This is a genomic window from Pseudomonas fluorescens (assembly GCF_900215245.1).
In the GTDB taxonomy this organism is placed as follows: Bacteria; Pseudomonadota; Gammaproteobacteria; order Pseudomonadales; family Pseudomonadaceae; genus Aquipseudomonas; species Aquipseudomonas fluorescens.
Genome location: NZ_LT907842.1, coordinates 1,243,339 through 1,264,977, shown reverse-complemented (window position 1 = coordinate 1,264,977; position 21,639 = coordinate 1,243,339). Strand labels below are relative to the sequence as shown.

Below are 21,639 nucleotides of genomic sequence, written 5' to 3'. Positions count from 1 at the left end.
CGCCCTGACCAGGGTGTCGGCCCCTGTTAGGAGAAAACCCGTGCGAATCTCTCTCGGTTTACTGATGGCAATGCTTGCCTTCGTCGTCCATGCCGAGTCCCCGGACCCGGTCGCGCTCAAGGCGCAGTTGCAGGACTACTACTTCGACGCTGCGCGCCGTGGCGATGTCGATATGCTCAACACCTTCATTGAGTCCGGCTACAGCCTCAACACCCAGGACGAAAAGGGCTACACCGCACTGATCCTTGCCGCCTACCACGGCCAGGGCTCTTTCGTGGAGCGCCTGCTCAATGCGGGCGCCGACGCCTGCGTGCAGGACAAACGCGGCAACACCGCGTTGATGGGGGCAATCTTCAAAGGTGAGTTGAAAATCGCCCAGCGCCTGCTGGCCACCGACTGCAACCCCGACCAGCGCAACGGCGCGGGGCAGACCGCCGCCATGTACGCCGGGCTGTTCAAGCGCATTGAGTTGATGGATGAATTAAAAGCCAAAGGCGCCGACCTCAACGCCGAGGACCCGATCGGCAACAGTGCTTCACGATTAGCCAGTGGTGAAATCCGGACCCCGGCGCCGCGCTGAGCTATCATCGCGGTTTTTCGGTTGGAGGTTCTCAAATGGCAAAGGCCAAGCGCATGTACGGCTGCACGGAGTGCGGCGCGACCTTTCCCAAGTGGGCCGGCCAATGCTCCGAGTGTGGCGCGTGGAACACCCTGACTGAAACCATGATCGAAAGCGGCGGCGCCGCAGCCCCCACTGGCCGAGCCGGCTGGACCGGGCAGCAGGCGCAGATCAAGACCTTGGCCGAAGTCAGCGTCGAAGAGATCCCGCGTTTCTCCACGGCGTCCGGTGAGCTGGACCGCGTGCTCGGCGGTGGCCTGGTGGACGGTTCGGTGGTGCTGATCGGGGGCGACCCCGGCATCGGTAAATCGACCATCCTGTTGCAAACCCTGTGCAGCATCGCCAGTCGCATGCCGGCGCTGTATGTCACCGGCGAAGAATCCCAACAGCAAGTGGCCATGCGCGCGCGTCGCCTGGGCCTGCCCCAGGATCAACTGCGGGTGATGACCGAAACCTGCATCGAAAGCATCATCGCCACGGCGCGTATCGAAAAACCCAAGGTCATGGTGATCGACTCGATCCAGACGATTTTCACCGAGCAGTTGCAGTCGGCACCGGGCGGCGTATCCCAGGTGCGTGAGAGCGCGGCGCTGCTGGTGCGGTATGCCAAGCAAAGCGGCACGGCGATCTTCCTGGTCGGCCACGTGACCAAAGAAGGCGCGCTGGCCGGGCCACGGGTGCTTGAGCATATGGTCGACACGGTGCTGTATTTCGAAGGCGAATCCGATGGCCGTTTGCGTTTGCTGCGGGCCGTGAAGAACCGCTTTGGCGCGGTCAATGAGTTGGGCGTGTTTGCCATGACCGACCGGGGGTTGAAAGAAGTCTCCAACCCGTCAGCCATTTTTCTCACCCGCGCCCAGGAAGAAGTGCCGGGAAGTGTGGTGATGGCGACGTGGGAAGGCACTCGCCCGATGTTGGTGGAAGTGCAGGCGCTGGTGGATGACAGCCACTTGGCCAACCCGCGCCGGGTCACCCTCGGCCTGGATCAGAACCGCCTGGCGATGTTGCTCGCTGTGCTCCACCGTCACGGCGGTATTCCCACCCATGACCAGGACGTCTTCCTCAACGTGGTCGGCGGGGTCAAGGTGCTGGAAACCGCCTCCGACCTGGCGTTGATGGCGGCGGTGATGTCCAGCCTGCGCAATCGCCCGCTGCCCCATGACTTGCTGGTATTCGGCGAAGTCGGCCTGTCGGGCGAGGTACGCCCGGTGCCGAGTGGCCAGGAGCGCCTGAAAGAAGCGGCCAAGCACGGTTTCAAACGCGCGATCGTGCCCAAGGGCAATGCGCCGAAGGAATCGCCGCCGGGCTTGCAGGTCATTGCAGTCACGCGCCTGGAGCAGGCGCTGGATGCGCTGTTCGAATAAACGTGGAGCAATCAGGGATGAACGCAATGCAACAGACCAATCGTTGGGGGGTATGTGCCCTGTTCGTGGCCTTGCTCGGGTTGCCGGGCATTGCCTGGGCTGAGTCGGCCCCACTGCCGGCCGGTTACCGCCTGGCCCAGAAGTTGGCGACGGAAGACGGCAGCGTGTTGCAGGTGCTGGAAGACCAGCGCATCAGCGCGCAGTTGCACAAGGACAGTTGGGGCAATGGCCTGGATGAGGACTCGTTTGACGAGCCCGGCGATCTGGTGGAGAACCCGTTGCTCAACGCTCAGGTACGTTTGCTGTCGGCGTCCGGCGCTGTGCTGGCACACGACGACCTTGGCTACCCCTTGGCCAAGGTCAAGAAGGCCCCGCTTAAAGGCCTGCCGGACACGGTGTACTTTTTGAGCATCGACCAGACGGCGCCGATGGGCAGTTACAGCGGCCCGGCGACTCAGTTGCTGCTGCCGGCCAAACAGCAACTCAAACCAATGAGCTATAAGGGTGCGGACGGTAAGGTCGAGCCGCTGACCCTGGCCCAGACTGGCAAAGCCGCCTGGCAGATCGCCACGCCAGCCGCCGGCGGTACGGATGAGTTACTGCAGGTCTCGTCCTTTATGGACGGTGACGGCGACGATGATTTCGCAACCCGCTACACGACCTATCGTTTTATCGATGGGCAATGGCAGGCCGTGTCGCGTCAGAAGGCGGGTTATTGGGACACGGAAAGCGACTTCCCCCCGAGTGCCGCGTTTCCCTGACTGTCGCTTCAGACACCCGTGGCCTCTGCGGTGTAGAGGGTTTTCAAATCTCTAACAATGCGCCCAGCTCACGTTCCAGTTCTTCCTGGTCGCCCACATTCAGCTCAATCAACCGCCGCAGGTGGCTGATCGAGTCCAAGTCAATGTGTTCGCACACAAACCCCAACTGGCTGGGGTCCTCGTGAGTCAGCCGTACCCGCATCTGCACGTCGGTCTCGGCGTCCAGGTGGATATCCACGTCAAAAGGTTCAGTGGCATTGCCAAGCCAGGGCGACGGGCGCTTCACCAACAAGCCCTTCAGCGACAAGTCCACTAGCTGTACCTGCCATTCCTGGCCGTTTTGCCGAAGTGCGGTCTTGGCATCAAAGGCTATCCGGCGAAAACGACGGCGATCAGACGGTTGCTCGGTCATGGTGAAACCCTCTTTTAATATAGGGATTGTAGCCCTGCGCCACTATTGGGCCGGGTTTTCTGCTTTTTTTACGCTGTGAAGGCTCTAGACCAACGTAGGGGGCTGGCCTTTAAGGCCAGTAGCGCTAAACTCGGACTCGCTGTCCTTTCTGTCCACCCTGGCTGGAATATAAAAATGAAAAATAATAATAGCCTGCTACGCCACCTACCCTGGCTGGTGCTGGCAATCGTAGGAGCGTGCGCCCTTGGCGTAGTGGCCTTGCGCCGCGGCGAGGCGATCAACGCCTTGTGGATTGTGGTCGCTGCAGTGGCCATCTATCTGGTTGCGTACCGTTACTACAGCCTGTTCATCGCTAACAAGGTGATGCAGCTTGATCCACTGCGGGCCACCCCGGCAGTGCTCAATAATGATGGTCTGGACTACGTGCCGACCAACAAACACATCCTTTTCGGTCACCACTTTGCGGCGATTGCCGGTGCAGGCCCGCTGGTCGGCCCGGTACTGGCGGCGCAAATGGGCTACCTGCCAGGCACCCTGTGGCTGATTGCCGGGGTGGTGCTGGCCGGTGCGGTGCAAGACTTCATGGTCCTGTTCCTGTCCACCCGTCGCAACGGCCGTTCCCTGGGGGACATGGTTCGCGAAGAGATGGGCCGCATTCCCGGGACCATCGCGCTGTTCGGCTGCTTCCTGATCATGATCATCATCCTCGCGGTGCTGGCGCTGATCGTGGTCAAGGCCCTGGCCGAGAGCCCTTGGGGCATCTTCACGGTGATGGCGACTATCCCGATCGCGATGTTCATGGGCGTGTACATGCGCTACATCCGCCCGGGGCGCATTGGTGAGATCTCGGTGGTCGGCGTGCTGTTGCTGCTGGGTTCCATCTGGCTGGGCGGGCAGATTGCGGCTGACCCGGTCTGGGCCAAAGCCTTCTCCTTCACGGGTATCCAGATCACCTGGATGCTGGTCTGCTACGGTTTCGTCGCAGCCGTACTGCCGGTGTGGCTGATCCTGGCACCCCGTGACTACCTCTCCACCTTCCTCAAAATCGGCACGATCATCGCCCTGGCAATCGGCATTCTGGTCACCATGCCCGTGCTGAAAATGCCGGCACTCACCCAATTCATCGACGGCACCGGCCCGGTGTGGAAGGGCGGCCTGTTCCCGTTCCTGTTCATCACCATTGCCTGTGGCGCGGTCTCGGGTTTCCACGCGCTGATTTCCTCGGGCACCACGCCCAAGCTGCTGGATAACGAAGTCAACGCCCGTTACATCGGCTACGGCGCGATGCTGATGGAGTCGTTCGTGGCCATCATGGCCATGGTTGCTGCTTCGGTGATCGAGCCTGGCGTGTACTTCGCCATGAACAGCCCGGCTGCGGTGGTCGGCGCTGACGTGGTGAGTGTGGCTCAAACCGTCAGCAGCTGGGGCTTTGCGATTACCCCGGAAGCCTTGACGGCGGTAGCCCATGACATCGGCGAAACCACCATCCTGGCGCGTGCCGGCGGTGCGCCGACGCTCGCGGTGGGTATCGCACAGATCCTGCACAGTGTGCTGCCGGGTGAAAACACCATGGCATTCTGGTACCACTTTGCAATCCTGTTCGAAGCCTTGTTCATCCTGACGGCGGTGGATGCCGGTACACGTGCGGGTCGCTTCATGCTGCAAGACCTGCTCGGTTCCTTCGTGCCATCGCTTAAGCGGACCGACTCCTGGCCGGCCAACCTGATAGCGACCGCCGGGTGCGTGGCGATGTGGGGTTACCTGCTGTACCAAGGCGTAATCGACCCGCTGGGTGGCATCAACACCTTGTGGCCGCTGTTCGGTATCTCCAACCAGATGCTGGCCGGTATTGCGCTGATGCTCGCCACCGTTGTGCTGATCAAAATGAAACGCCAACGCTACATCTGGGTGACCATGTTGCCGGCTGTCTGGCTGCTGATCTGCACCGTGACCGCAGGCTTCATCAAGCTGTTCGACGCTAACCCGGCGATCGGCTTCCTGTCGCTGGCCAAGAAATACAGCGATGCCCTGGCCGGCGGCCAGATCCTCGCGCCGGCCAAGAACATCGACCAGATGCAGCACGTGATCTGGAACGCCTACACCAACGCAACGCTGACGGCGCTGTTCCTGTTCGTGGTATTCAGCATCCTGTTCTATGCGCTCAAAGTCGGCGTCGCCGCCTGGGGCAACAAAGAGCGTACGGATAAAGAAGCCCCATTCCAGGCTGTACCGGACGCGTAATCGAGGATTGCAAGCATGTTCAATGACATCAGTCGCCTCGGTAAATACCTCGGTCAGGCCGCGCGCCTGATGGTCGGCATGCCCGACTACGATACGTACGTCGAGCATATGCAAACCAAGCACCCGGACAAACCGGTGATGGACTACAAGGCGTTCTTCCGGGAACGCCAGGAGGCCCGTTACGGTGGCAAGGGTGGGCCTAAGTGCTGCTAGCCCGGTTCTTGGGTTTGCAGTGATCCTCTGTGGGAGCGGGCTTGCTCGCGAAGGCGGTCTGTCAGTTGATGCTGACTTCGACTGATACACCGCCTTCGCGAGCAAGCCCGCTCCCACATTTGTTTTGTGTTCCTTCAGTTATCAGGAGAACTGTCTTTGTCCTCTCCCATCCCCGTCACCGTCCTCAGCGGCTTCCTCGGCGCCGGTAAGACCACCTTGCTGCGTCACCTGCTCAAGGCCGAGCACGGCCTGAAAATCGCCGTGATCGAAAACGAATTCAGTGACGCCGGTATCGATACCCAGCTGTTGGGCGCCGAACCGGTGCAAGTCATGACCCTGTCCAACGGCTGCGTGTGCTGCACCATCCACACCGACCTGACCAAAGCCCTGTACCTGCTGCTTGAACGCCTGGACAGCGGCGAGATCGCCTTCGATCGGCTGGTGATCGAGTGCACCGGCCTGGCGGACCCTGCGCCTGTGGCCCAGACCTTTTTTATCGATGAAGAATTGCGCGAGCGCTACATCCTCGACGGCATCATCACCCTGGTGGATGCGGCGCACGCCGAGCACCACCTGACCCAGACCATCGCCCAGGCTCAGATCGGTTTTGCTGATCGGCTTTTGGTGAGCAAGCGCGACCTGGTGGATGAGGCGACCTTCGACGCCCTCAGCCAACGGCTGACCCGCATCAACCGCCGAGCGCCGATACGCGTGGTCGACCACGGCGCCATCGACCTGGCTGAATTGCTGGATGTACGCGGCTTTAACCTCAACGCCGGCATGAGCCTGCGCCCGGTCAGCGCCGCACCGTCCATCGACCGCATCTCCAGCCTGGTGCTGCGCACCGACCAGCCGCTGGATATCGACCGCCTCAGCGCGTTCATGAACGAACTGCTGGAAGACCACGGCAAGCAACTGCTGCGCTACAAGGGCGTGCTGAATATTGCCGGGGAAGACCGGCGCATGGTGTTCCAGGGCGTGCTCAAACTCTACGGGTTCGATTGGGATACCGAATGGGCCGAGGGCGAGGTGCGTGAAAGTGTGATCGTGTTTATTGCTGACGAACTGCCGGAAGACAAGATTCGCGAAGGCTTTGCCCGGGTCTATCAACCCTGAATGGGAACCCGCTCACTGTGGGAGCGGGCTTGCCTGCGATGGCGGTGGCTCAGTCACCACTGCATTGACTGACAGCCCGACATCGCAGGCAAGCCAGCTCCCACCTTTGAATGTATTTCGTGTTGAGAGGGCAGGGTTTTCAGGCATAAAAAAGCCCGGCGCTAGCGCTGGGCTTTTTGTTCAAGCAACTGCAATCAAGCGCCGTATACCGGCAGCTTTTTGCAGATGGCCTTGACCTTCTCACGCACCGCGTCAATCACGGCTTCGTTGTTCAAGTCAGCCAGGATGTCGCAGATCCAGCCGGCCAGTTCCTTGCACTCTGCTTCCTTGAAGCCACGTGTGGTCACCGCCGGAGTACCGAAGCGCAGGCCGGAGGTGACGAACGGCGAACGTGGGTCGTTCGGCACGGAGTTTTTGTTCACGGTGATGAAGGCTTTGCCCAGGGCTGCGTCAGCGTCTTTACCGGAGATGTCCTGCTTGATCAGCGACAGCAGGAACAGGTGGTTTTCAGTACCGCCGGAGACCACGTCGTAGCCGCGTTCGATGAACACACCGGCCATGGCCTTGGCGTTTTTCACGACTTGCTGCTGGTAAGTCTTGAACTCAGGCTGCAGGGCTTCTTTGAAGCAGATCGCTTTAGCGGCGATCACGTGCTCCAGCGGGCCACCTTGGGCGCCAGGGAATACGGCAGAGTTCAGCTTCTTCTCGATCTCGGCGTTGGCGCGAGCCAGGATCAGGCCGCCACGTGGACCGCGCAGGGTCTTGTGCGTGGTGGTGGTCACGACGTCAGCGAAAGGCACCGGGTTCGGGTAGACGCCAGCGGCGACCAGACCGGCTACGTGAGCCATGTCGACGAACAGGTAAGCGCCGATCTTGTCAGCGATTTCGCGGAAACGTGGGAAATCCAGGATCTGCGAGTAGGCAGAGAAACCGGCTACGATCATTTTCGGCTTGTGTTCAACCGCCAGGCGCTCGACTTCGTCGTAGTCGATCAGGCCGTTGGCATCGATACCGTATTGAACGGCGTTGTACAGCTTGCCGGAGGAGGAAACGCTGGCGCCGTGGGTCAGGTGACCGCCGTGGGCCAGGCTCATGCCCAGGATGGTGTCGCCGCCTTGCAACAGGGCCAGGTACACGGCGCTGTTGGCTTGGGAGCCGGCGTGTGGCTGGACGTTGGCGTAATCGGCGCCGAACAGTTCCTTGGCGCGGTCGATGGCCAGTTGCTCAACCACGTCGACGTACTCGCAACCGCCGTAGTAGCGCTTGCCTGGGTAGCCTTCGGCGTACTTGTTGGTCAGAACCGAACCTTGAGCCTCCATGACGGCGGGGCTGGTGTAGTTTTCCGAAGCGATCAGCTCAATGTGCTCTTCCTGGCGCACGGCTTCTTGCTCCATGGCGGCAAAGAGATCGGCGTCGTACTTGGCAATAGTCAAATCACGGCTGAACATGGCGGTCCTCAAGGATCGGGGGCAGAAAAGGAGGGCATTCTAACCCAATGGGTTTTAGATGGCATATGAAAGGACATCATGTCGCGGACAAGTGGGGCTCATCTGGAGATGGGCGGTGCCGTGACCGGCCTCTTCGCGAGCAAGCCCGCGCGCACATTCGAGCGCTTTTCAAAGTTGCAACTCGGTCAAGTGTGGGAGCGGGCTTGCTCGCGAAGAGGCCATCAGCATCACTGCAGGGTTTCAGTCAAACATGAACAGCGCTTCATTGCTGAACTGCGCCTCGAACCGATTCGCCGGCATCGGCCGCCCGAACAAGTAGCCCTGCACCTCATCGCAGCCATGCTCACGCAGGAAATCCAACTGCTCATGGGTTTCCACGCCTTCGGCGATCACCGCCAGGTTCAGGCTGTGGGCCATGGCAATAATGGCTCGGGCGATCTGCGCGTCTTGCTCGCCAGAGGGCAGGCCGTCGACAAAGGTGCGGTCGATCTTCAGCACATCGATGGGGAATTGCTTGAGGTAGTTGAGCGACGAATAGCCGGTGCCGAAGTCGTCGACCGCAATGCTCAGGCCGAGGTTTTTCAGGCTGGCGAGGATCTGCATGGCTTCGTTGACTTCGCGCATCAGGATACTTTCGGTCAGCTCCAGCTCCAGGCACGCCGGTGGCAGGCCGGTGTCCTTGAGAATGGTGGCGATGCGTTCGCCCAGTTGGCCATCCGAGAATTGCCGCGCCGAAATGTTGACCGAGACTTTCGGCACGCGCACCTTGTTCTGGTGCCAGCTCTTGAGCTGGCGACAGGCTTCGCTGATCACCCAGTCGCCCACATCCACCACCAGCCCGAGCTCTTCCAGCACCGGAATGAAATCCCCAGGCGGCACCAGGCCGCGACGCGGGTGGCGCCAGCGCAGCAGGGCTTCGGCGCCGGTCAAACGTTTGCCATCGCCGCTGAACTGCGGCTGGTAATACAGCACGAATTCGTTCTGTTCCAGGGCGTGGCGCAGGTCGCTTTCCAGCTCCAGGCGCTCCAGGGCACTGGCGTTCATGTCCGCCTGGTAAAACTGGAAGTTGTTCTTGCCGCGTTCCTTGGCGTGATACATCGCGGTATCCGCGTTTTTCATCAGTTGGCTCAGCTCGTTGCCGTCCTGCGGGCTCAAGGCGATGCCAATACTGGCGGTCACAAAGAACTCGCGGCCTTCCAGCACAAACGGCTTCACCAGGCTCGCCAGAATCTGCTCGGCCACCGATATGGCACGGTTCAGCGCCATCTCACGGCTGACTCGCGGTTGCAGGAGCAAGGTGAATTCGTCACCGCCCATGCGCGCCACGGTGTCGTCTTCGGCCACGCAACCCAGCAGGCGGGTGGCCATCTCCTTGAGCATGCGGTCGCCGGCGGCGTGGCCCAGGGAGTCGTTGATCGGCTTGAAGCGGTCAAGGTCGAGGAACATCAGCACCACCCAGGACTTCTGCCGCTCAGCCGACTGCAGTGCCGTGTGCAGGCGGTCCTGGAACAACGTGCGGTTGGGCAGGTGGGTCAAGGCGTCGTAATACGCCAGACGGTGGATGCGCTGTTCGCTGGCCTTGCGCTCGCTGATGTCACTGAAGAAACACACGTAGCTGGCCAGGTCGCCTTCATCGTCGAACACGGCGGTAATGCCCACCCAGGCCGGGTAGTGCTCGCCATTGCGTCGTTTGAGCCAGACTTCGCCTTCCCAGGTGCTGTGCTGGTGCAGTTGCTTGAGCACGTAACGCAGGTGCGCTTCCTGTTGCTCGTCGACGGTAAGCATGTTTGGCAATTGGTCGAGCACGTCCGCCACGGCATAGCCGCTGACCCGGCTGAACGCCTCGTTGGCCTGCACGATATAACCTGCCGGGTCAGTGATCAGAATCGCTGAGGTTGAGTGTTCAAATACCGTAGCGGCCATGCGCAGGTCTTTCTCTGCGCGGCGTTGCTGGCTGATATCGCGGCCCACCCCGAGGATGCCTTCAAACGCGCCGTGGTCGTCCCACACCAGCACCAGGCGCAGCTCGATCGGCACTTTGCGCCCATCGGCGCGCAAGCAGTCGAACAGGAACAACTGGGTCTGCACTTCATCGCGCAGCTTGTTCAACGCGGCCGCGTCGCCCAGCGCGCGGCTGACGTGTTCCACCAGGCTGTAAATGCCGCTCAGTTGCTGGGGGTTGGCAATGATCGACTGCCAGCCGTTCTTGAACACCCAGTCCACGTCATAGCCCAGCACGGCGCTGACCGACGGGCTGACGTAGTTGAGGGCCAGGTGGCTGTCGGTGGAGCAAATCACGTCGCTGATGCTTTCGGCCAGCATGCGGTAGCGTTGCTCGCTGTCGCGCAGGGATTCGCTGGCTTCGATCTGATCGGTAATGTCCTTGGCCACGCCAATGATCCGGGTGACCTGTGCAAATTTGTCACGGGCGAGGGCCTGTTCGCGGATATCGAAGCGCCGCCATTGGTTATTGCGGTGACGAAAGCGCAACTGACAGTGCAGTTGAGTGGTGTAGCCGACTTTGCGTTGCTGCTGGCGCAAGTCGTGGTAGTGCTCGGCGTCTTCCGGGTTCAGCAGGATTTCCCAGAAGTACTCGCCCATTTGCTGCAGTTCGGACTTGTTGTAGCCGAGGGTGTGGCCCAAGTGATGGTTGCTGAACAGCATGCGTTGGCTGATCACATCCTGCACATACAGGTGGTCGGGCACGGTACGCACCACGTCCGACCAGAAGCTTTCGCGCTCCACCAGCGACAGCTCGATTAACTTGCGGCTGGTGATGTCGCTGATGCTGAGAATCACCGCCTTGAAGTCGTCCTGCTGCTCCGGCAGGCGCATTACCAGCCACAGGTATTGGTCATTGCCGGCGAAGTCGTTGAGCTGGATTTCCAACTCCAACTGTTTTTGCTGGGTCAGCACCGCCTCCAGCACCTGGAAGCCAATGGCCGTGGCGTTGCGCGGGCAATCATCAATGAGCCGCTCCCACGCTTGCTCGCAAGAGCTGACGTTCAGCAGGCGCACGGCCACCTGGTTAACCTCGGTGACGCGCAATTCCTTAAGCAGTTGTTGGCGCTCTGCGGCGTTGTTGCGCAGCCAGACCTGCCATTGCTCGCGAGTCTGCAATTTGGATTTGTCGAAAAAAGCCTTCAACCCCGACAGGTCCAGCACACACAGGGCCACGCCGGTGCCTTCGAAAATATCCTGATAACGCCTGCGGCCTTCATGCACCTGACGCTGACGGCGACGCATATTCAGCAGCACAATCACCGGAATCAGCGAAAAGGCCAGGCCCAACAGGCATTTGCCGATAAATGCCGGCAACAGTTGCTCCAGCACGGCGCTGCGGTCGAACAGCCCGCGCAACTGCCAGTCACTTTTACTCAGGGGCGTGACCAACACGCTTTTATTCAACTCATCCGGCGTCAGCGCCGAGCCCCACTGTGCCGGCATGCCGGAGTCGCGGCTGACCACGCGGTGGTTCAAGCGGTTTTCGATGGCCCACATCGGGCGCTGGCCCTGGCCATCCTGGCGGGTGAGGTTGCTCAGATAGCTGGGCGCCAGGCGCAGGGCCCAGTACATTTTTGAACCGCCACTGGGCTGCTGCAGCAACAAATAAATGAGGGTGCCGTCGGCATTGTTGCTCAGGTAATAAGGTTGCGAGTGGCTGCGCTGTACCAGCTCTTCAAGCCAGGCGCGGTCCTGGCTGTCTTTGGCGCTGTCACTGATCAGCGCACCGCTGGGGGCGAGCAGGGCGAAACTGCGCAGCTCCGGCAACGAGCGTTGCAAGGTGCGCATCAGCGCTTGCTGTTGTTCGTCGTTACGCGGCGGCTCGACCATCGGTAACAGGTTCAGGGCGATTTTCGCGCTCAGGGCCATGTTCAGGCTGATCTGTTCAGCCAGGTCGGCGCTGTAATCAATGGTGTATTGCTGCTGGTTTTTCTGGTTTTGCTGCAATTGGTCCAGCAGTTGCCAGAACAATAGCGCGAGCAGCATAAGGACAAGCGTCGCCAATGCGCCTTTCAAGGTGCCGTGCAGGGGCGCTCCCGGCGCTATATGAGCGGCGCGCAGAGGAGTGGGCGGCGTGACTTTGGACAAGCTGTGATCCTGCGGTTTGGCTGGATTGGCGCGCGACGTGCACTATAAGCCGGACGCCCGGAGGGCGGCTAGCATGCCTTGAGTTGTGGCAAAGTGCCAGTCCCGCCTGGCTGGACTGCCCAAGCGCATTCAGGTAGCTTTGCCGGTTACGCGGGGGCGTTCCAGCCCCAGACTTCAGGCTTTTTTCGCACGCAGGCATTGATCACCATCAACGGCCCGCGCGGCGCATGGCCTGCACGGGCTTCGCCCGCTTAATTCATCAGTCACTGACGCTAGGTTCACCATGGCTCAATACGTCTTCACCATGCATCGGCTGGGAAAAGTTGTTCCGCCGAAGCGGGAAATCCTGAAAAACATTTCGCTGTCCTTCTTCCCAGGCGCCAAGATCGGCGTGCTCGGCCTCAACGGTTCGGGTAAGTCCACGCTGCTGAAAATCATGGCCGGCGTCGACACCGAGTTCGAAGGCGAAGCACGCCCGATGCCCGAACTGAACATCGGCTACCTGCCGCAAGAGCCTATTCTGGACCCGACCAAGACCGTACGTGAAGTGGTCGAGGAAGCGGTCAGCGTGATCAAGAACGCCCAGGCCCGCCTGGACGAGGTCTACGCCGCCTACGCCGAAGAAGATGCCGACTTCGACAAGCTCGCCGCCGAACAGGCCAAGCTCGAAGCCATCCTGCAGGCCAGCGACGGTCACAACCTGGACCGCCAACTGGAAGTCGCCGCCGATGCACTGCGCCTGCCGGCGTGGGACGCCAAGGTTGAATTCCTGTCCGGTGGTGAAAAGCGTCGTGTGGCCCTGTGCCGCCTGCTGCTGTCGGCACCCGACATGCTGCTGCTCGACGAACCGACCAACCACCTGGACGCCGATTCCGTCGCCTGGCTTGAACACTTCCTGCACGATTTCCCGGGCACCGTGGTTGCGATCACGCACGACCGGTACTTCCTGGACAACGTCGCCGGCTGGATCCTCGAGCTCGACCGTGGCGCCGGCATCCCTTACGAGGGCAACTACTCCGGTTGGCTGGAAGCCAAGTCCGACCGTCTGGCCGCCGAATCCAAGCAGCAATCGGCCCACGAAAAAGCCATGAAGGAAGAACTGGAGTGGGTGCGCAAAGGCGCCAAGGCCCGCCAGTCCAAATCCAAGGCACGTCTGCAACGCTTTGAAGAAATGCAGTCGCAGGAATTTCAGAAGCGCAGCGAAACCAACGAGATCTACATCCCGGCTGGTCCGCGCCTGGGTGACAAGGTCATCGAGTTCAAGAACGTTTCCAAAGGTTATGGCGACCGCGTGTTGATCGATAACCTGTCGTTCTCTATGCCAAAAGGCGCGATCGTCGGTGTTATCGGGGGTAACGGTGCGGGTAAATCCACGCTGTTCCGCATGCTGATGGGCAAGGAAACGCCGGATTCGGGCACCATCGAAGTCGGCGAAACCGTGCAGCTGGCGTGTGTGGATCAGAGCCGTGAGGACCTGGATGGCAGCAAGACGGTATTCCAGCAGATCTCCGACGGTTCCGACCAGATCCGCATCGGCAACTATGAAATCCCGTCGCGTACTTACGTCGGCCGTTTCAACTTCAAGGGCGGCGACCAGCAGAAGTTCGTCAAGGACCTGTCCGGTGGTGAGCGCGGTCGCTTGCACCTGGCCCTGACCCTGAAAGAGGGCGGCAACGTGTTGCTGCTCGACGAACCGTCCAACGACCTCGACGTTGAAACCCTGCGTTCCCTGGAAGAAGCCCTGTTGGACTTCCCGGGCGCCGCCATTGTGATCTCTCACGATCGGTGGTTCCTTGACCGCGTCGCGACCCACATCCTGGCGTACGAAGACGACTCCCAAGCGGTGTTCTTCGAAGGTAACTACACCGAGTACGAAGCGGACCGCAAAAAGCGTTTGGGTGAAGCTGCTGCCCAGCCGCACCGTGTACGGCACAAAAAACTGGCCTGAGTCGGGCTGGTTTGAAAAAAGCGGAGCCTTCGGGCTCCGTTTTTTTTGCGCGTTTTTTCAAAGAGACCGAGGTGGGTTCATTCGCGAGCAAGCCCGCTCCCACATTCGACCGCATTCCATCGTTGGAAATCGATCAAATATGGGAGCGGGCTTGCTCGCGAAGGCGGTTTAACTGTTGGTGCATGCCGTGTGTTGAAATCCCTTTCATGGTGCAAAAAAACACAATAATTTATATCAAATGCACCATTTAAATTCACAAAGGCGACATTTTGCGCTTTTCAGGTGCAACATGAATTGCTAAGGTCCGGCTCAATCTCCCTTAAAAACAATCAATTTGCCGAGACTTTTCATGATCGAATCCGTCGAATCCTTCCTCGCTCGCCTGAAGAAACGCGACCCCGACCAGCCGGAATTCCACCAAGCGGTAGAAGAAGTCCTGCGCAGTTTGTGGCCGTTTCTCGACGCCAACCCTCACTACCTGACGTCGGGCATTCTGGAGCGCATCTGCGAACCGGAACGTGCGATTACCTTCCGAGTGTCGTGGGTGGATGATCACGGTAAGGTCCAGGTCAATCGCGGGTTCCGCATCCAGATGAACAGCGCCATCGGCCCCTACAAAGGCGGCCTGCGTTTCCACCCGTCGGTGAACCTGGGCGTGCTCAAGTTCCTGGCTTTCGAACAGACCTTCAAAAACTCCCTGACCTCGTTGCCCATGGGCGGCGGCAAAGGCGGCTCGGACTTCGACCCCAAGGGCAAGAGCGATGCCGAAGTCATGCGCTTCTGCCAGGCGTTCATGAGCGAGTTGTACCGCCACATTGGTGCGGACGTGGACGTGCCGGCCGGTGATATCGGCGTGGGCGCCCGTGAAATCGGCTTTCTGTTTGGCCAGTACAAACGCCTCAGCAACCAATTCACCTCGGTGCTGACCGGCAAAGGCATGACTTACGGCGGCAGCCTGATTCGTCCCGAAGCCACCGGTTTCGGCTGCGTGTACTTCGCCGAAGAAATGCTCAAGCGCAATGCTCAGCGAGTTGAAGGCAAACGCGTGGCCGTGTCCGGCTCGGGTAACGTGGCGCAATACGCGGCACGCAAGGTCATGGACCTGGGCGGCAAGGTGATTTCACTGTCCGACTCCGAAGGCACCCTGTACGCCGAAAGCGGTTTGACCGAGGAGCACTGGTCGGCCCTGCTGACGTTGAAAAACGTGCAGCGCGGGCGCATCAGCGAACTGGCCGAGCGCTTTGGCCTGGAGTTCCGCAAAGGCAAAGCCCCTTGGGAGTTGGCCTGCGACATCGCGCTGCCGTGCGCCACCCAGAACGAACTGGGCGCCGACGCCGCCCGCACGCTGCTGCGCAACGGCTGCATCTGCGTGGCTGAAGGCGCGAATATGCCGACCACGCTTGAGGCTGTGGATATCTTTATCGAGGCGGGCATTCTGTTCGCGCCCGGCAAGGCATCCAATGCCGGCGGCGTGGCCGTGAGTGGCCTGGAAATGTCGCAGAACGCTATGCGCCTGCTGTGGACCGCCGGTGAAGTGGACAGCAAGCTGCACACCATCATGCAGTCGATCCACCACGCCTGCGTGCATTACGGCGAGGAAAACGGCCGGGTCAACTACGTGAAGGGCGCGAACATCGCGGGCTTCGTGAAGGTGGCTGACGCGATGCTGGCGCAAGGTATCGTTTAACGCTCGGGCTCGACCTGCAGCACTTCAATCATTTGATCGCCGACGGGGCGCTTCCACAGCACCTCGTCGCCCACCTGGGCGCCCAGCAATGCGCGGCCTAACGGCGAGCCCCAATTGATCAGGTTAGCGCCGGCATCGGCCTGGTCTTCACCCACCAGTTGAATGCGCTGCTGTTCGTCCTGTTCGTTGGCGAAGGTGACCCAACTGCCGATCTGCACCTTGTCGGTGGAGGTGGCCGGCGCCACCACGTGTGCGCTTTGCACGCGCTGGTTGAAGTAGCGCAAATCCCGTTCAAGATCCGCCTGGCGCTGCTTATCGGCCTGTTCGCCTCTGGCGGATTCGACGCTGTATTCCTGCTGCAATTGCGCGACCTTGGCCTGCAACTGCGCCAACCCTTGCGCGGTCAGGTGATTGGGTTGCTCACTGACCTGGCGCTCCACCGGCTGGTCGGCCTGTGCGGCGGCGTTGTCTTCGTTAACAAAAGCTCGGCTCATGACATGCTCCCTCTATGGAAGTTGGGCCATGGTCGCCGGGCTTTAGTTTCGCTGGATGTCTGAAAGCGACCTATTGCGCGCGATAAGCCCTGCCGGCGTCGCGGTCTTTCTCGTGCTGCCAGGCGCGCTCACGGTCATCCCAGTGGTTGTCCTTGTAGTCGCGCAACTCCTCGTTCTCGCGCATGGCCTTGCACTGGCGAAAGCCATCTTCCCAGCCCTCGGCGTATTCGCGGTCTTTCAGGTAGCGCGGTACGTTTTTGCGAAACTCCCCACTGATCACCCCAGCGGCCTGGCGACCGCTGCTGCAGCCGTCATCAAAACCGTCGGCAAAGGCCGGTGGATAACCTTTAGCCAGCAACTCCTGGTGGGTCGATTGGCAGCCCGACAACCCCACTACCGCGCACAGCATTAACGCGTACCGCCACATCGCTTGCTCCCTGGCCGTTTCACGGCTGATAGGGCAAGTCTAGTCAGGGATTTGTCGGGGAGGTGTGAAAGCGAGGTGAGAAAGGTGTTGGGCTAAAGGGCCATCAACGACGATTCTCTTTAAATTGCAGGACGTTTCCTAGAGAATCCCTGGCCTATTGTGCCTTAGGGTTTGAGTGTCTAGCCTCCTCGGGTCGCTGCAAAACAGCGACTGGGTTTAGCGACCCGAATCACTAAGACTCATCCTCTTTACACACTTGGCAGGCGGTTTTTATGCTTGTCGATATCGTGTTATGGCGGCTGTGCGCGGGAGATCTTCGGATCTGCCGGGTGTCTAGGTGACCGGTTCGCTAACCTGCGTACAGCTGCCACCCCTTTATGTTTAGCGACGTGCTGTGGTGGTCCTTTATCTCACTTAGTAGGTACACCATGTCTAAAGTCGTCCCCGATCCACCCCTGTCCTCAATCACCACCCTCGGCGTTGTCACCTTTGGCGACTACGGCGAAAACGCAAAACCGCTGTTCCGCGTCAATGCCGGCATGCCGATTGATCAAGCGCTGGAACACGCCTCCACCTTGCTTTTTTACTCGAAGAAACTCGCCATGGAAGCCGCCATGGATGTGCGCGGCGAACAATACGCCTGGGCCGCGCATTATCTGTGTGAGATGGGCAAGGCCGTCGTCGATGACCTGACCCAAGCGATGACCCCCGCCGCTTAGCAGGCAAATCCTGCTTCTGTGGCGAGCGGGGCAAGCCTGCTCGCCACAAAGGGGGTTATGCCGTCTGGTTATTCGTCAGCGCGGCATGTTCAGCCAATTCCTGCTGGATAAACGCCGCAATCATGGCGCGATACACCTGCTCAGTCACCTCAGGGTTAGCGCCCAACGCCTCGGATAACCCCCGCACCTTGGCGATCACCTGTTCAACCCGTTGCGGCGCCTTGACGTCGTCCGAGTCTTTTTTGAAGCGAGCGGCCTGGGAAACGTAGTGGCCGCGTTCAGCCAGTAGGGCGACGATTTGCTGGTCGAGGCGGTCGATGTTTGCGCGGACTTGTTCAAGGGTGGTGCAGTTAACGGCCATGTTGATGGAGCTCCTGATTGGGCTGGAATGCAGTGCATCTGACTCTACGCGAGCCAAATGTGGGAGCGGGCTTGCTCGCGAATGCAGTGGGTCAATCAATACATCATTGCCTGAACCACCGCCATCGCGAGCAAGCCCGGCTCCCACCTTTGAACTGCAGCGGGCACAGAATTCAGGCCTGGCACAAAAACAAGTGTGGGAGCGGGCTTGCTCGCGAATGCGGTGGGTCAATCAATACATCATGCCTGACCCACCGCCATCGCGGGCAAGCCCGGCTCCCACCTTTGAACTGCGGCGGGCACAGAATTCAGGCCTGGCACAAAACAAGTGTGGGAGCGGGCTTGCTCGCGAATGCGGTGGGTCAATCAATACATCATTGCCTGAACCACCGCCATCGCGGGCAAGCCCGGCTCCCACCTTTGAACTGCAGCGGGCACAGAATTCAGGCCTGGCACAAAACAAGTGTGGGAGCGGGCTTGCTCGCGAAGGCGGTGGGTCAATCAATACATCATTGCCTGAACCACCGCCATCGCGGGCAAGCCCGGCTCCCACCTTTGAACTGCGGCGGGCACAGAATTCAGGCCTGGCACAAAACAAGTGTGGGAGCGGGCTTGCTCGCGAATGCGGTGCGTCAATCAATACATCATTGCCTGAACCACCGCCATCGCGGGCAAGCCCGGCTCCCACCTTTGAACTGCAGCGGGCACAGAATTCAGGCCTGGCACAAAACAAGTGTGGGAGCGGGCTTGCTCGCGAATGCGGTGGGTCAATCAATACATCATTGCCTGAACCACCGCCATCGCGGGCAAGCCCGGCTCCCACCTTTGAACTGCGGCGGGCACAGAATTCAGGCCTGGCACAAAACAAGTGTGGGAGCTGGCTTGCCTGCGATGGCGGTGGGTCAGTCAGACTATCTGCTGCAGATATACCGCATTCGCGAGCAAGCCCGGCTCCCACCTTTGAACTGCGGCGGGCACAGAATTCAGGCCTGGCACAAAACAAGTGTGGGAGCGGGCTTGCTCGCGATGGCGGTGGGTCAGTCAGCCTAGCCGATACTGATACACCGCCTTCGCGAGCAAGCCCGCTCCCACATCGGGTCATCGCCGGGGCTTACAGATCAGTAGTGGTACCACTTCACTTCAAGCATCACTTCATTCACTGGCGTGGAAAGGTGGCTGTACTCGCGTTGGGCGCTCAGGCGTAACCCGAGGTTGCGCGACAATTCCCACTGCTGGTTCAGGCTCACACTGCGGCGCACTTCACCATTGGTGAAGAAATCGCCTTTGGCTTCCAGGCTCAAATTGCCCAGCGGGTTTTTCCACAGCAGGCCCGTGTTAAACCCGGCTGCCGGGGAGATGGCTTCGCTGAAGTCATTATTGTGTTCCACGCGCACCGTGCCGAGGGCGAAGCCGAGCATGTCGTCGCTCAGTTGCCAGGTGCCGCCAGCGCCGCCGTTAACGTGAGAGACCAGGGTTTGGTCGTCGTGTTTACCCGGCACGCGTTCCAGGCCTCCGGTCACTTGCCATGACCACGGCTGCAACAGCGCGTTGCGCGGGGTCAGCGAGCGGATGGTCGCCAGGTCCAGTTGCTGCACCTGCCAGTGGTTGCCTTCGTACTGGCGCAGCTTCATTTGCAGGATTTCAATCTGCGCGCCCAAGGGGAAGCCTTCGGCGTTGTCGTTAAGGTCGTGGTAGGCCATGCGCAGGCCGTATTCACCGAAGGTTTTGCTGCCACGGGTGCCGATGCCGGCTTGCCAGGTGCGTGATTCATGGCCATCTTCGGGCAGGCCCGGGCGCGCGATGTTGAGGTCGGGCGCGGGGTTCTGGTTGATCGCACGCAGCAGTTCGAAGCTGCGTTGGGAGCGTTCGGTGTCGCGCTCCAGGCCGTTGGCGCGGTAGCGACCCAAGCGATAGGCGGCGTCGATGATCAGCGCCTGGCGATCGCGGGGCAGGGCTTTGAAGGCCGGCTCCTGCAATTGCTTCTGGTCATCGCTGACTTTCAGTACCCATTGTTGCTCGTCGCCATCCAGCGGTTTGGCGCGTTCGAGCAGCTCGCGCTCACGGGACGGGCGGTAATCAATCTTCTCCACCAAACCGGCTTCTTTTACCGCCTTAACGGTGTCGGTCGGGATCGCCGTCAGCGGGAATTGCTCGGTCAGGCGCAGGCTCGGGCGGGCCACTTGCAGCAGTTCCAGCAGGCGGTAGGAGCAGTTTTCGTCGAAGAAGAAGTAGTCGAACTGGATCTGCTTGAGCTCCCACACGTGCCGGACCATGCGCTCGGTCTCGAGCTGGGTCAGGTTGAGGCGGTATTCCCACAGGTCGCGGTTTTCGAGGCTACGGTATTCCGAGAGCTTTTCTTGGTACGGCACCAGCGCAAACAGGCCGGGATAGCCGCCCATCAGGCCTTTCCAGGCATAGAGAATGCTGTTGTCGGAGCCTTCGATGTAGGCGCCGAAGTTGATCGCATAGCTGAGCAGGGCGGTGTTGTTGCTCTGCACGTCAGCCTGGTCGATGCGCAGCAGCGTGTGGCCGAACATCGACGACGGGCTGTTGAGGTAGGCCGCCGGGAAGATCATCACCGCGCTGTGGGGCGCGACGTCCTTGAACCATTGGGTGAATTCTTTGCACTCCAGTGCGGGCAGATCGGTGAGGTGCAACTGTTCCTTCAGCCAGCGGGTACGTGCCGGGTAAACGCACTGCGCATGTTTTTCACCCAGGCTTGCCGGAGCATACAGCGCTTCAACGGTGGCCTTGAGCTCGGCGTCCGGGTGGTGGGCACCGTCGGGGGCGAGGAAGAATTTCTTGTCGCTGACATAGCTGCGCCAGCCTTTGAGCTTGCCGGCTTCGTAATGGCCCAAAGACAGCCAGAACGGATCGTTGGCCAATTGCTGCAAACGTTGATCATCAATATGCGGGGCCGCGTATAGCGGGGCGCAGGCGAAGAGTGCCAACCAGGCAAGGCGTTTGAGCATAGGGGCAACTTAAGTCGGGAAAAGTGAGACCCAAAGGGGAGGCGGGTCCAAAAGTAAAACCCGCGCCTCGAAAGACGCGGGCCGGTCGAGCTTAAGCCTGGGTAGCGTATTTGGCCAGGCGGGTATCGCTTTTCAGTACAGCCAGGGTGTTGTTGTGCACGTCGTCAGCGGTCACGTCAGCTTTGCTGAAGATTTGCTGGAAGTGCTCGTGGGTCACGGCAGCAAAGTGCTCGCGATCTTCAGGCGCAACGCCCAGTACCACGGCATAGGTGGTCAGCGCTTCGCCGTTGCCCTTGGCCATGTCTTCGGAGAGCTCGTTCATCATGCCATTCATGGCAATCCAGGACTTGCCGCCGTAGGTCAGGGCGCTGTTGGTGCTGCAACCGTTGGTGCCCGAGGTCATGCCGAAGGTGGCGTTACCGGAGGTGCCGTTGGTGGTGGAAGCGAGGAAGTGGGCTGGAGTACCGCGCTGGCCTTCGAACAACATGTTGCCCCAACCGCAGTTCGGGCCACCTGGAGATTCAGCCATTGCATTGAGGGAGACAACGGTGAAGAGAGTACCAAGAAGGATCCGTTTCATAGCTTTGTTCTCTTTGTGTGCAAACCAATGGACAAGGGTTCAGGCGCTTCGCAGCGCCCTAGGGGCCAGTTATTAGTCCAACCCGCGCAATTTGGAGTTTAGGCACGTTCCTAGGGTTCCGTTATTTTTTATAAAACAAACCGAGTTGTCGCGATTTTTTTGTAGGAGGCCTCCCGTGTCCAGGCT

At 60.2% G+C, this 21,639-nt stretch carries 17 protein-coding genes; 9 read left to right on the top strand and 8 right to left on the bottom strand.

Features of this window, described 5'->3' with window-relative positions; all coding sequences use genetic code 11:
• Positions 1-40: 40 nt before the first annotated feature.
• The 3 genes from CPH89_RS05915 to CPH89_RS05905 are packed head-to-tail and all read left to right on the top strand — an operon-like array spanning position 41 to position 2,744.
• Complete coding sequence (locus tag CPH89_RS05915; RefSeq protein WP_053258111.1) at positions 41-580, top strand: ankyrin repeat domain-containing protein; 540 nt, start codon at positions 41-43, stop codon at positions 578-580.
• 35 nt (positions 581-615) lie between these two features.
• Positions 616-1,983, top strand: a complete 1,368-nt coding sequence (radA, locus tag CPH89_RS05910; protein WP_053258110.1) for a DNA repair protein RadA — start codon at positions 616-618, stop codon at positions 1,981-1,983.
• 26 nt (positions 1,984-2,009) lie between these two features.
• Positions 2,010-2,744 carry a hypothetical protein gene (locus tag CPH89_RS05905; protein ID WP_053258281.1) on the top strand — a complete coding sequence of 245 codons (735 nt, stop codon included), beginning with the start codon at positions 2,010-2,012 and terminating at the stop codon, positions 2,742-2,744.
• A 43-nt stretch (positions 2,745-2,787) separates the two neighbouring features.
• On the opposite strand, the gene CPH89_RS05900 is transcribed toward CPH89_RS05905, so the two are convergent.
• Positions 2,788-3,156, bottom strand: a complete 369-nt coding sequence (locus CPH89_RS05900; RefSeq protein ID WP_053258109.1) for a PilZ domain-containing protein — start codon at positions 3,154-3,156, stop codon at positions 2,788-2,790.
• Between the two features lie 174 nt (positions 3,157-3,330).
• Between CPH89_RS05900 and CPH89_RS05895 the strand changes: the two genes are divergently transcribed.
• The 3 genes from CPH89_RS05895 (at position 3,331) to yjiA (ending at position 6,726) form a co-directional block, all read left to right on the top strand.
• The gene (locus tag CPH89_RS05895; protein ID WP_053258108.1) at positions 3,331-5,397 is read left to right on the top strand and encodes a carbon starvation CstA family protein; all 2,067 of its coding nucleotides are present in this window, start codon (positions 3,331-3,333) and stop codon (positions 5,395-5,397) included.
• Between the two features lie 15 nt (positions 5,398-5,412).
• Positions 5,413-5,610, top strand: a complete 198-nt coding sequence (locus CPH89_RS05890) for a YbdD/YjiX family protein (RefSeq protein ID WP_003194308.1) — start codon at positions 5,413-5,415, stop codon at positions 5,608-5,610.
• Between the two features lie 156 nt (positions 5,611-5,766).
• On the top strand, positions 5,767-6,726 hold the full coding sequence (gene yjiA, locus CPH89_RS05885) for a GTPase (protein ID WP_053258107.1): 960 nt from the start codon (positions 5,767-5,769) through the stop codon (positions 6,724-6,726).
• A gap of 194 nt (positions 6,727-6,920) precedes the next feature.
• Here the strand turns inward: yjiA and glyA are convergent, their stop codons facing one another.
• Positions 6,921-8,174, bottom strand: a complete 1,254-nt coding sequence (gene glyA / locus CPH89_RS05880; protein ID WP_053258106.1) for a serine hydroxymethyltransferase — start codon at positions 8,172-8,174, stop codon at positions 6,921-6,923.
• A 240-nt stretch (positions 8,175-8,414) separates the two neighbouring features.
• Entirely contained in the window at positions 8,415-12,266 is a 3,852-nt protein-coding gene (locus tag CPH89_RS05875) for a sensor domain-containing protein (RefSeq protein WP_053258105.1), read from the bottom strand.
• 283 nt (positions 12,267-12,549) lie between these two features.
• Here CPH89_RS05875 and ettA point away from each other — a divergent pair, with 283 nt between their 5' ends.
• Both ettA and gdhA read left to right on the top strand, forming a co-directional pair.
• The gene (gene ettA, locus CPH89_RS05870) at positions 12,550-14,214 is read left to right on the top strand and encodes an energy-dependent translational throttle protein EttA (protein ID WP_053258104.1); all 1,665 of its coding nucleotides are present in this window, start codon (positions 12,550-12,552) and stop codon (positions 14,212-14,214) included.
• 349 nt (positions 14,215-14,563) lie between these two features.
• Entirely contained in the window at positions 14,564-15,901 is a 1,338-nt protein-coding gene (gene gdhA / locus CPH89_RS05865; RefSeq protein ID WP_053258103.1) for an NADP-specific glutamate dehydrogenase, read from the top strand.
• Here gdhA and CPH89_RS05860 read toward each other — a convergent pair.
• The gene (locus CPH89_RS05860) at positions 15,898-16,395 is read right to left on the bottom strand and encodes a GreA/GreB family elongation factor (RefSeq protein WP_053258102.1); all 498 of its coding nucleotides are present in this window, start codon (positions 16,393-16,395) and stop codon (positions 15,898-15,900) included. The genes gdhA and CPH89_RS05860 overlap by 4 nt on opposite strands.
• A 70-nt stretch (positions 16,396-16,465) precedes the next feature.
• Positions 16,466-16,822: a hypothetical protein gene (locus tag CPH89_RS05855; protein ID WP_053258101.1), complete on the bottom strand. Its 357-nt coding sequence runs from the start codon at positions 16,820-16,822 to the stop codon at positions 16,466-16,468.
• A gap of 428 nt (positions 16,823-17,250) precedes the next feature.
• On the opposite strand from CPH89_RS05855, the gene CPH89_RS05850 reads away from it, so the two are divergent.
• Entirely contained in the window at positions 17,251-17,541 is a 291-nt protein-coding gene (locus CPH89_RS05850; RefSeq protein WP_053258100.1) for a DUF3077 domain-containing protein, read from the top strand.
• 55 nt (positions 17,542-17,596) lie between these two features.
• On the opposite strand, the gene CPH89_RS05845 is transcribed toward CPH89_RS05850, so the two are convergent.
• The 3 genes from CPH89_RS05845 to CPH89_RS05835 form a co-directional block, all read right to left on the bottom strand.
• Positions 17,597-17,902 (bottom strand): chorismate mutase, encoded by a 306-nt coding sequence (locus CPH89_RS05845; RefSeq protein ID WP_053258099.1) that lies wholly within the window; start codon positions 17,900-17,902, stop codon positions 17,597-17,599.
• 1,117 nt (positions 17,903-19,019) lie between these two features.
• Entirely contained in the window at positions 19,020-20,873 is a 1,854-nt protein-coding gene (locus CPH89_RS05840; RefSeq protein ID WP_053258098.1) for an Lnb N-terminal periplasmic domain-containing protein, read from the bottom strand.
• 91 nt (positions 20,874-20,964) lie between these two features.
• Positions 20,965-21,453, bottom strand: a complete 489-nt coding sequence (locus CPH89_RS05835; RefSeq protein WP_017139294.1) for a DUF3015 domain-containing protein — start codon at positions 21,451-21,453, stop codon at positions 20,965-20,967.
• Between the last annotated feature and the right edge of the window lie 186 nt (positions 21,454-21,639).

Coding starts and splice junctions, on each gene's coding strand:
- radA (WP_053258110.1), top strand. CDS start 616: ATGGCAAAGGCCAAGCGCATGTACGGCTGCACGGAGTGCGGCGCGACC.
- CPH89_RS05905 (WP_053258281.1), top strand. CDS start 2,010: ATGCAACAGACCAATCGTTGGGGGGTATGTGCCCTGTTCGTGGCCTTG.
- CPH89_RS05900 (WP_053258109.1), bottom strand. CDS start 3,156: ATGACCGAGCAACCGTCTGATCGCCGTCGTTTTCGCCGGATAGCCTTT.
- CPH89_RS05895 (WP_053258108.1), top strand. CDS start 3,331: ATGAAAAATAATAATAGCCTGCTACGCCACCTACCCTGGCTGGTGCTG.
- CPH89_RS05890 (WP_003194308.1), top strand. CDS start 5,413: ATGTTCAATGACATCAGTCGCCTCGGTAAATACCTCGGTCAGGCCGCG.
- glyA (WP_053258106.1), bottom strand. CDS start 8,174: ATGTTCAGCCGTGATTTGACTATTGCCAAGTACGACGCCGATCTCTTT.
- ettA (WP_053258104.1), top strand. CDS start 12,550: ATGGCTCAATACGTCTTCACCATGCATCGGCTGGGAAAAGTTGTTCCG.
- gdhA (WP_053258103.1), top strand. CDS start 14,564: ATGATCGAATCCGTCGAATCCTTCCTCGCTCGCCTGAAGAAACGCGAC.
- CPH89_RS05860 (WP_053258102.1), bottom strand. CDS start 16,395: ATGAGCCGAGCTTTTGTTAACGAAGACAACGCCGCCGCACAGGCCGAC.
- CPH89_RS05855 (WP_053258101.1), bottom strand. CDS start 16,822: ATGTGGCGGTACGCGTTAATGCTGTGCGCGGTAGTGGGGTTGTCGGGC.
- CPH89_RS05850 (WP_053258100.1), top strand. CDS start 17,251: ATGTCTAAAGTCGTCCCCGATCCACCCCTGTCCTCAATCACCACCCTC.
- CPH89_RS05845 (WP_053258099.1), bottom strand. CDS start 17,902: ATGGCCGTTAACTGCACCACCCTTGAACAAGTCCGCGCAAACATCGAC.
- CPH89_RS05840 (WP_053258098.1), bottom strand. CDS start 20,873: ATGCTCAAACGCCTTGCCTGGTTGGCACTCTTCGCCTGCGCCCCGCTA.
- CPH89_RS05835 (WP_017139294.1), bottom strand. CDS start 21,453: ATGAAACGGATCCTTCTTGGTACTCTCTTCACCGTTGTCTCCCTCAAT.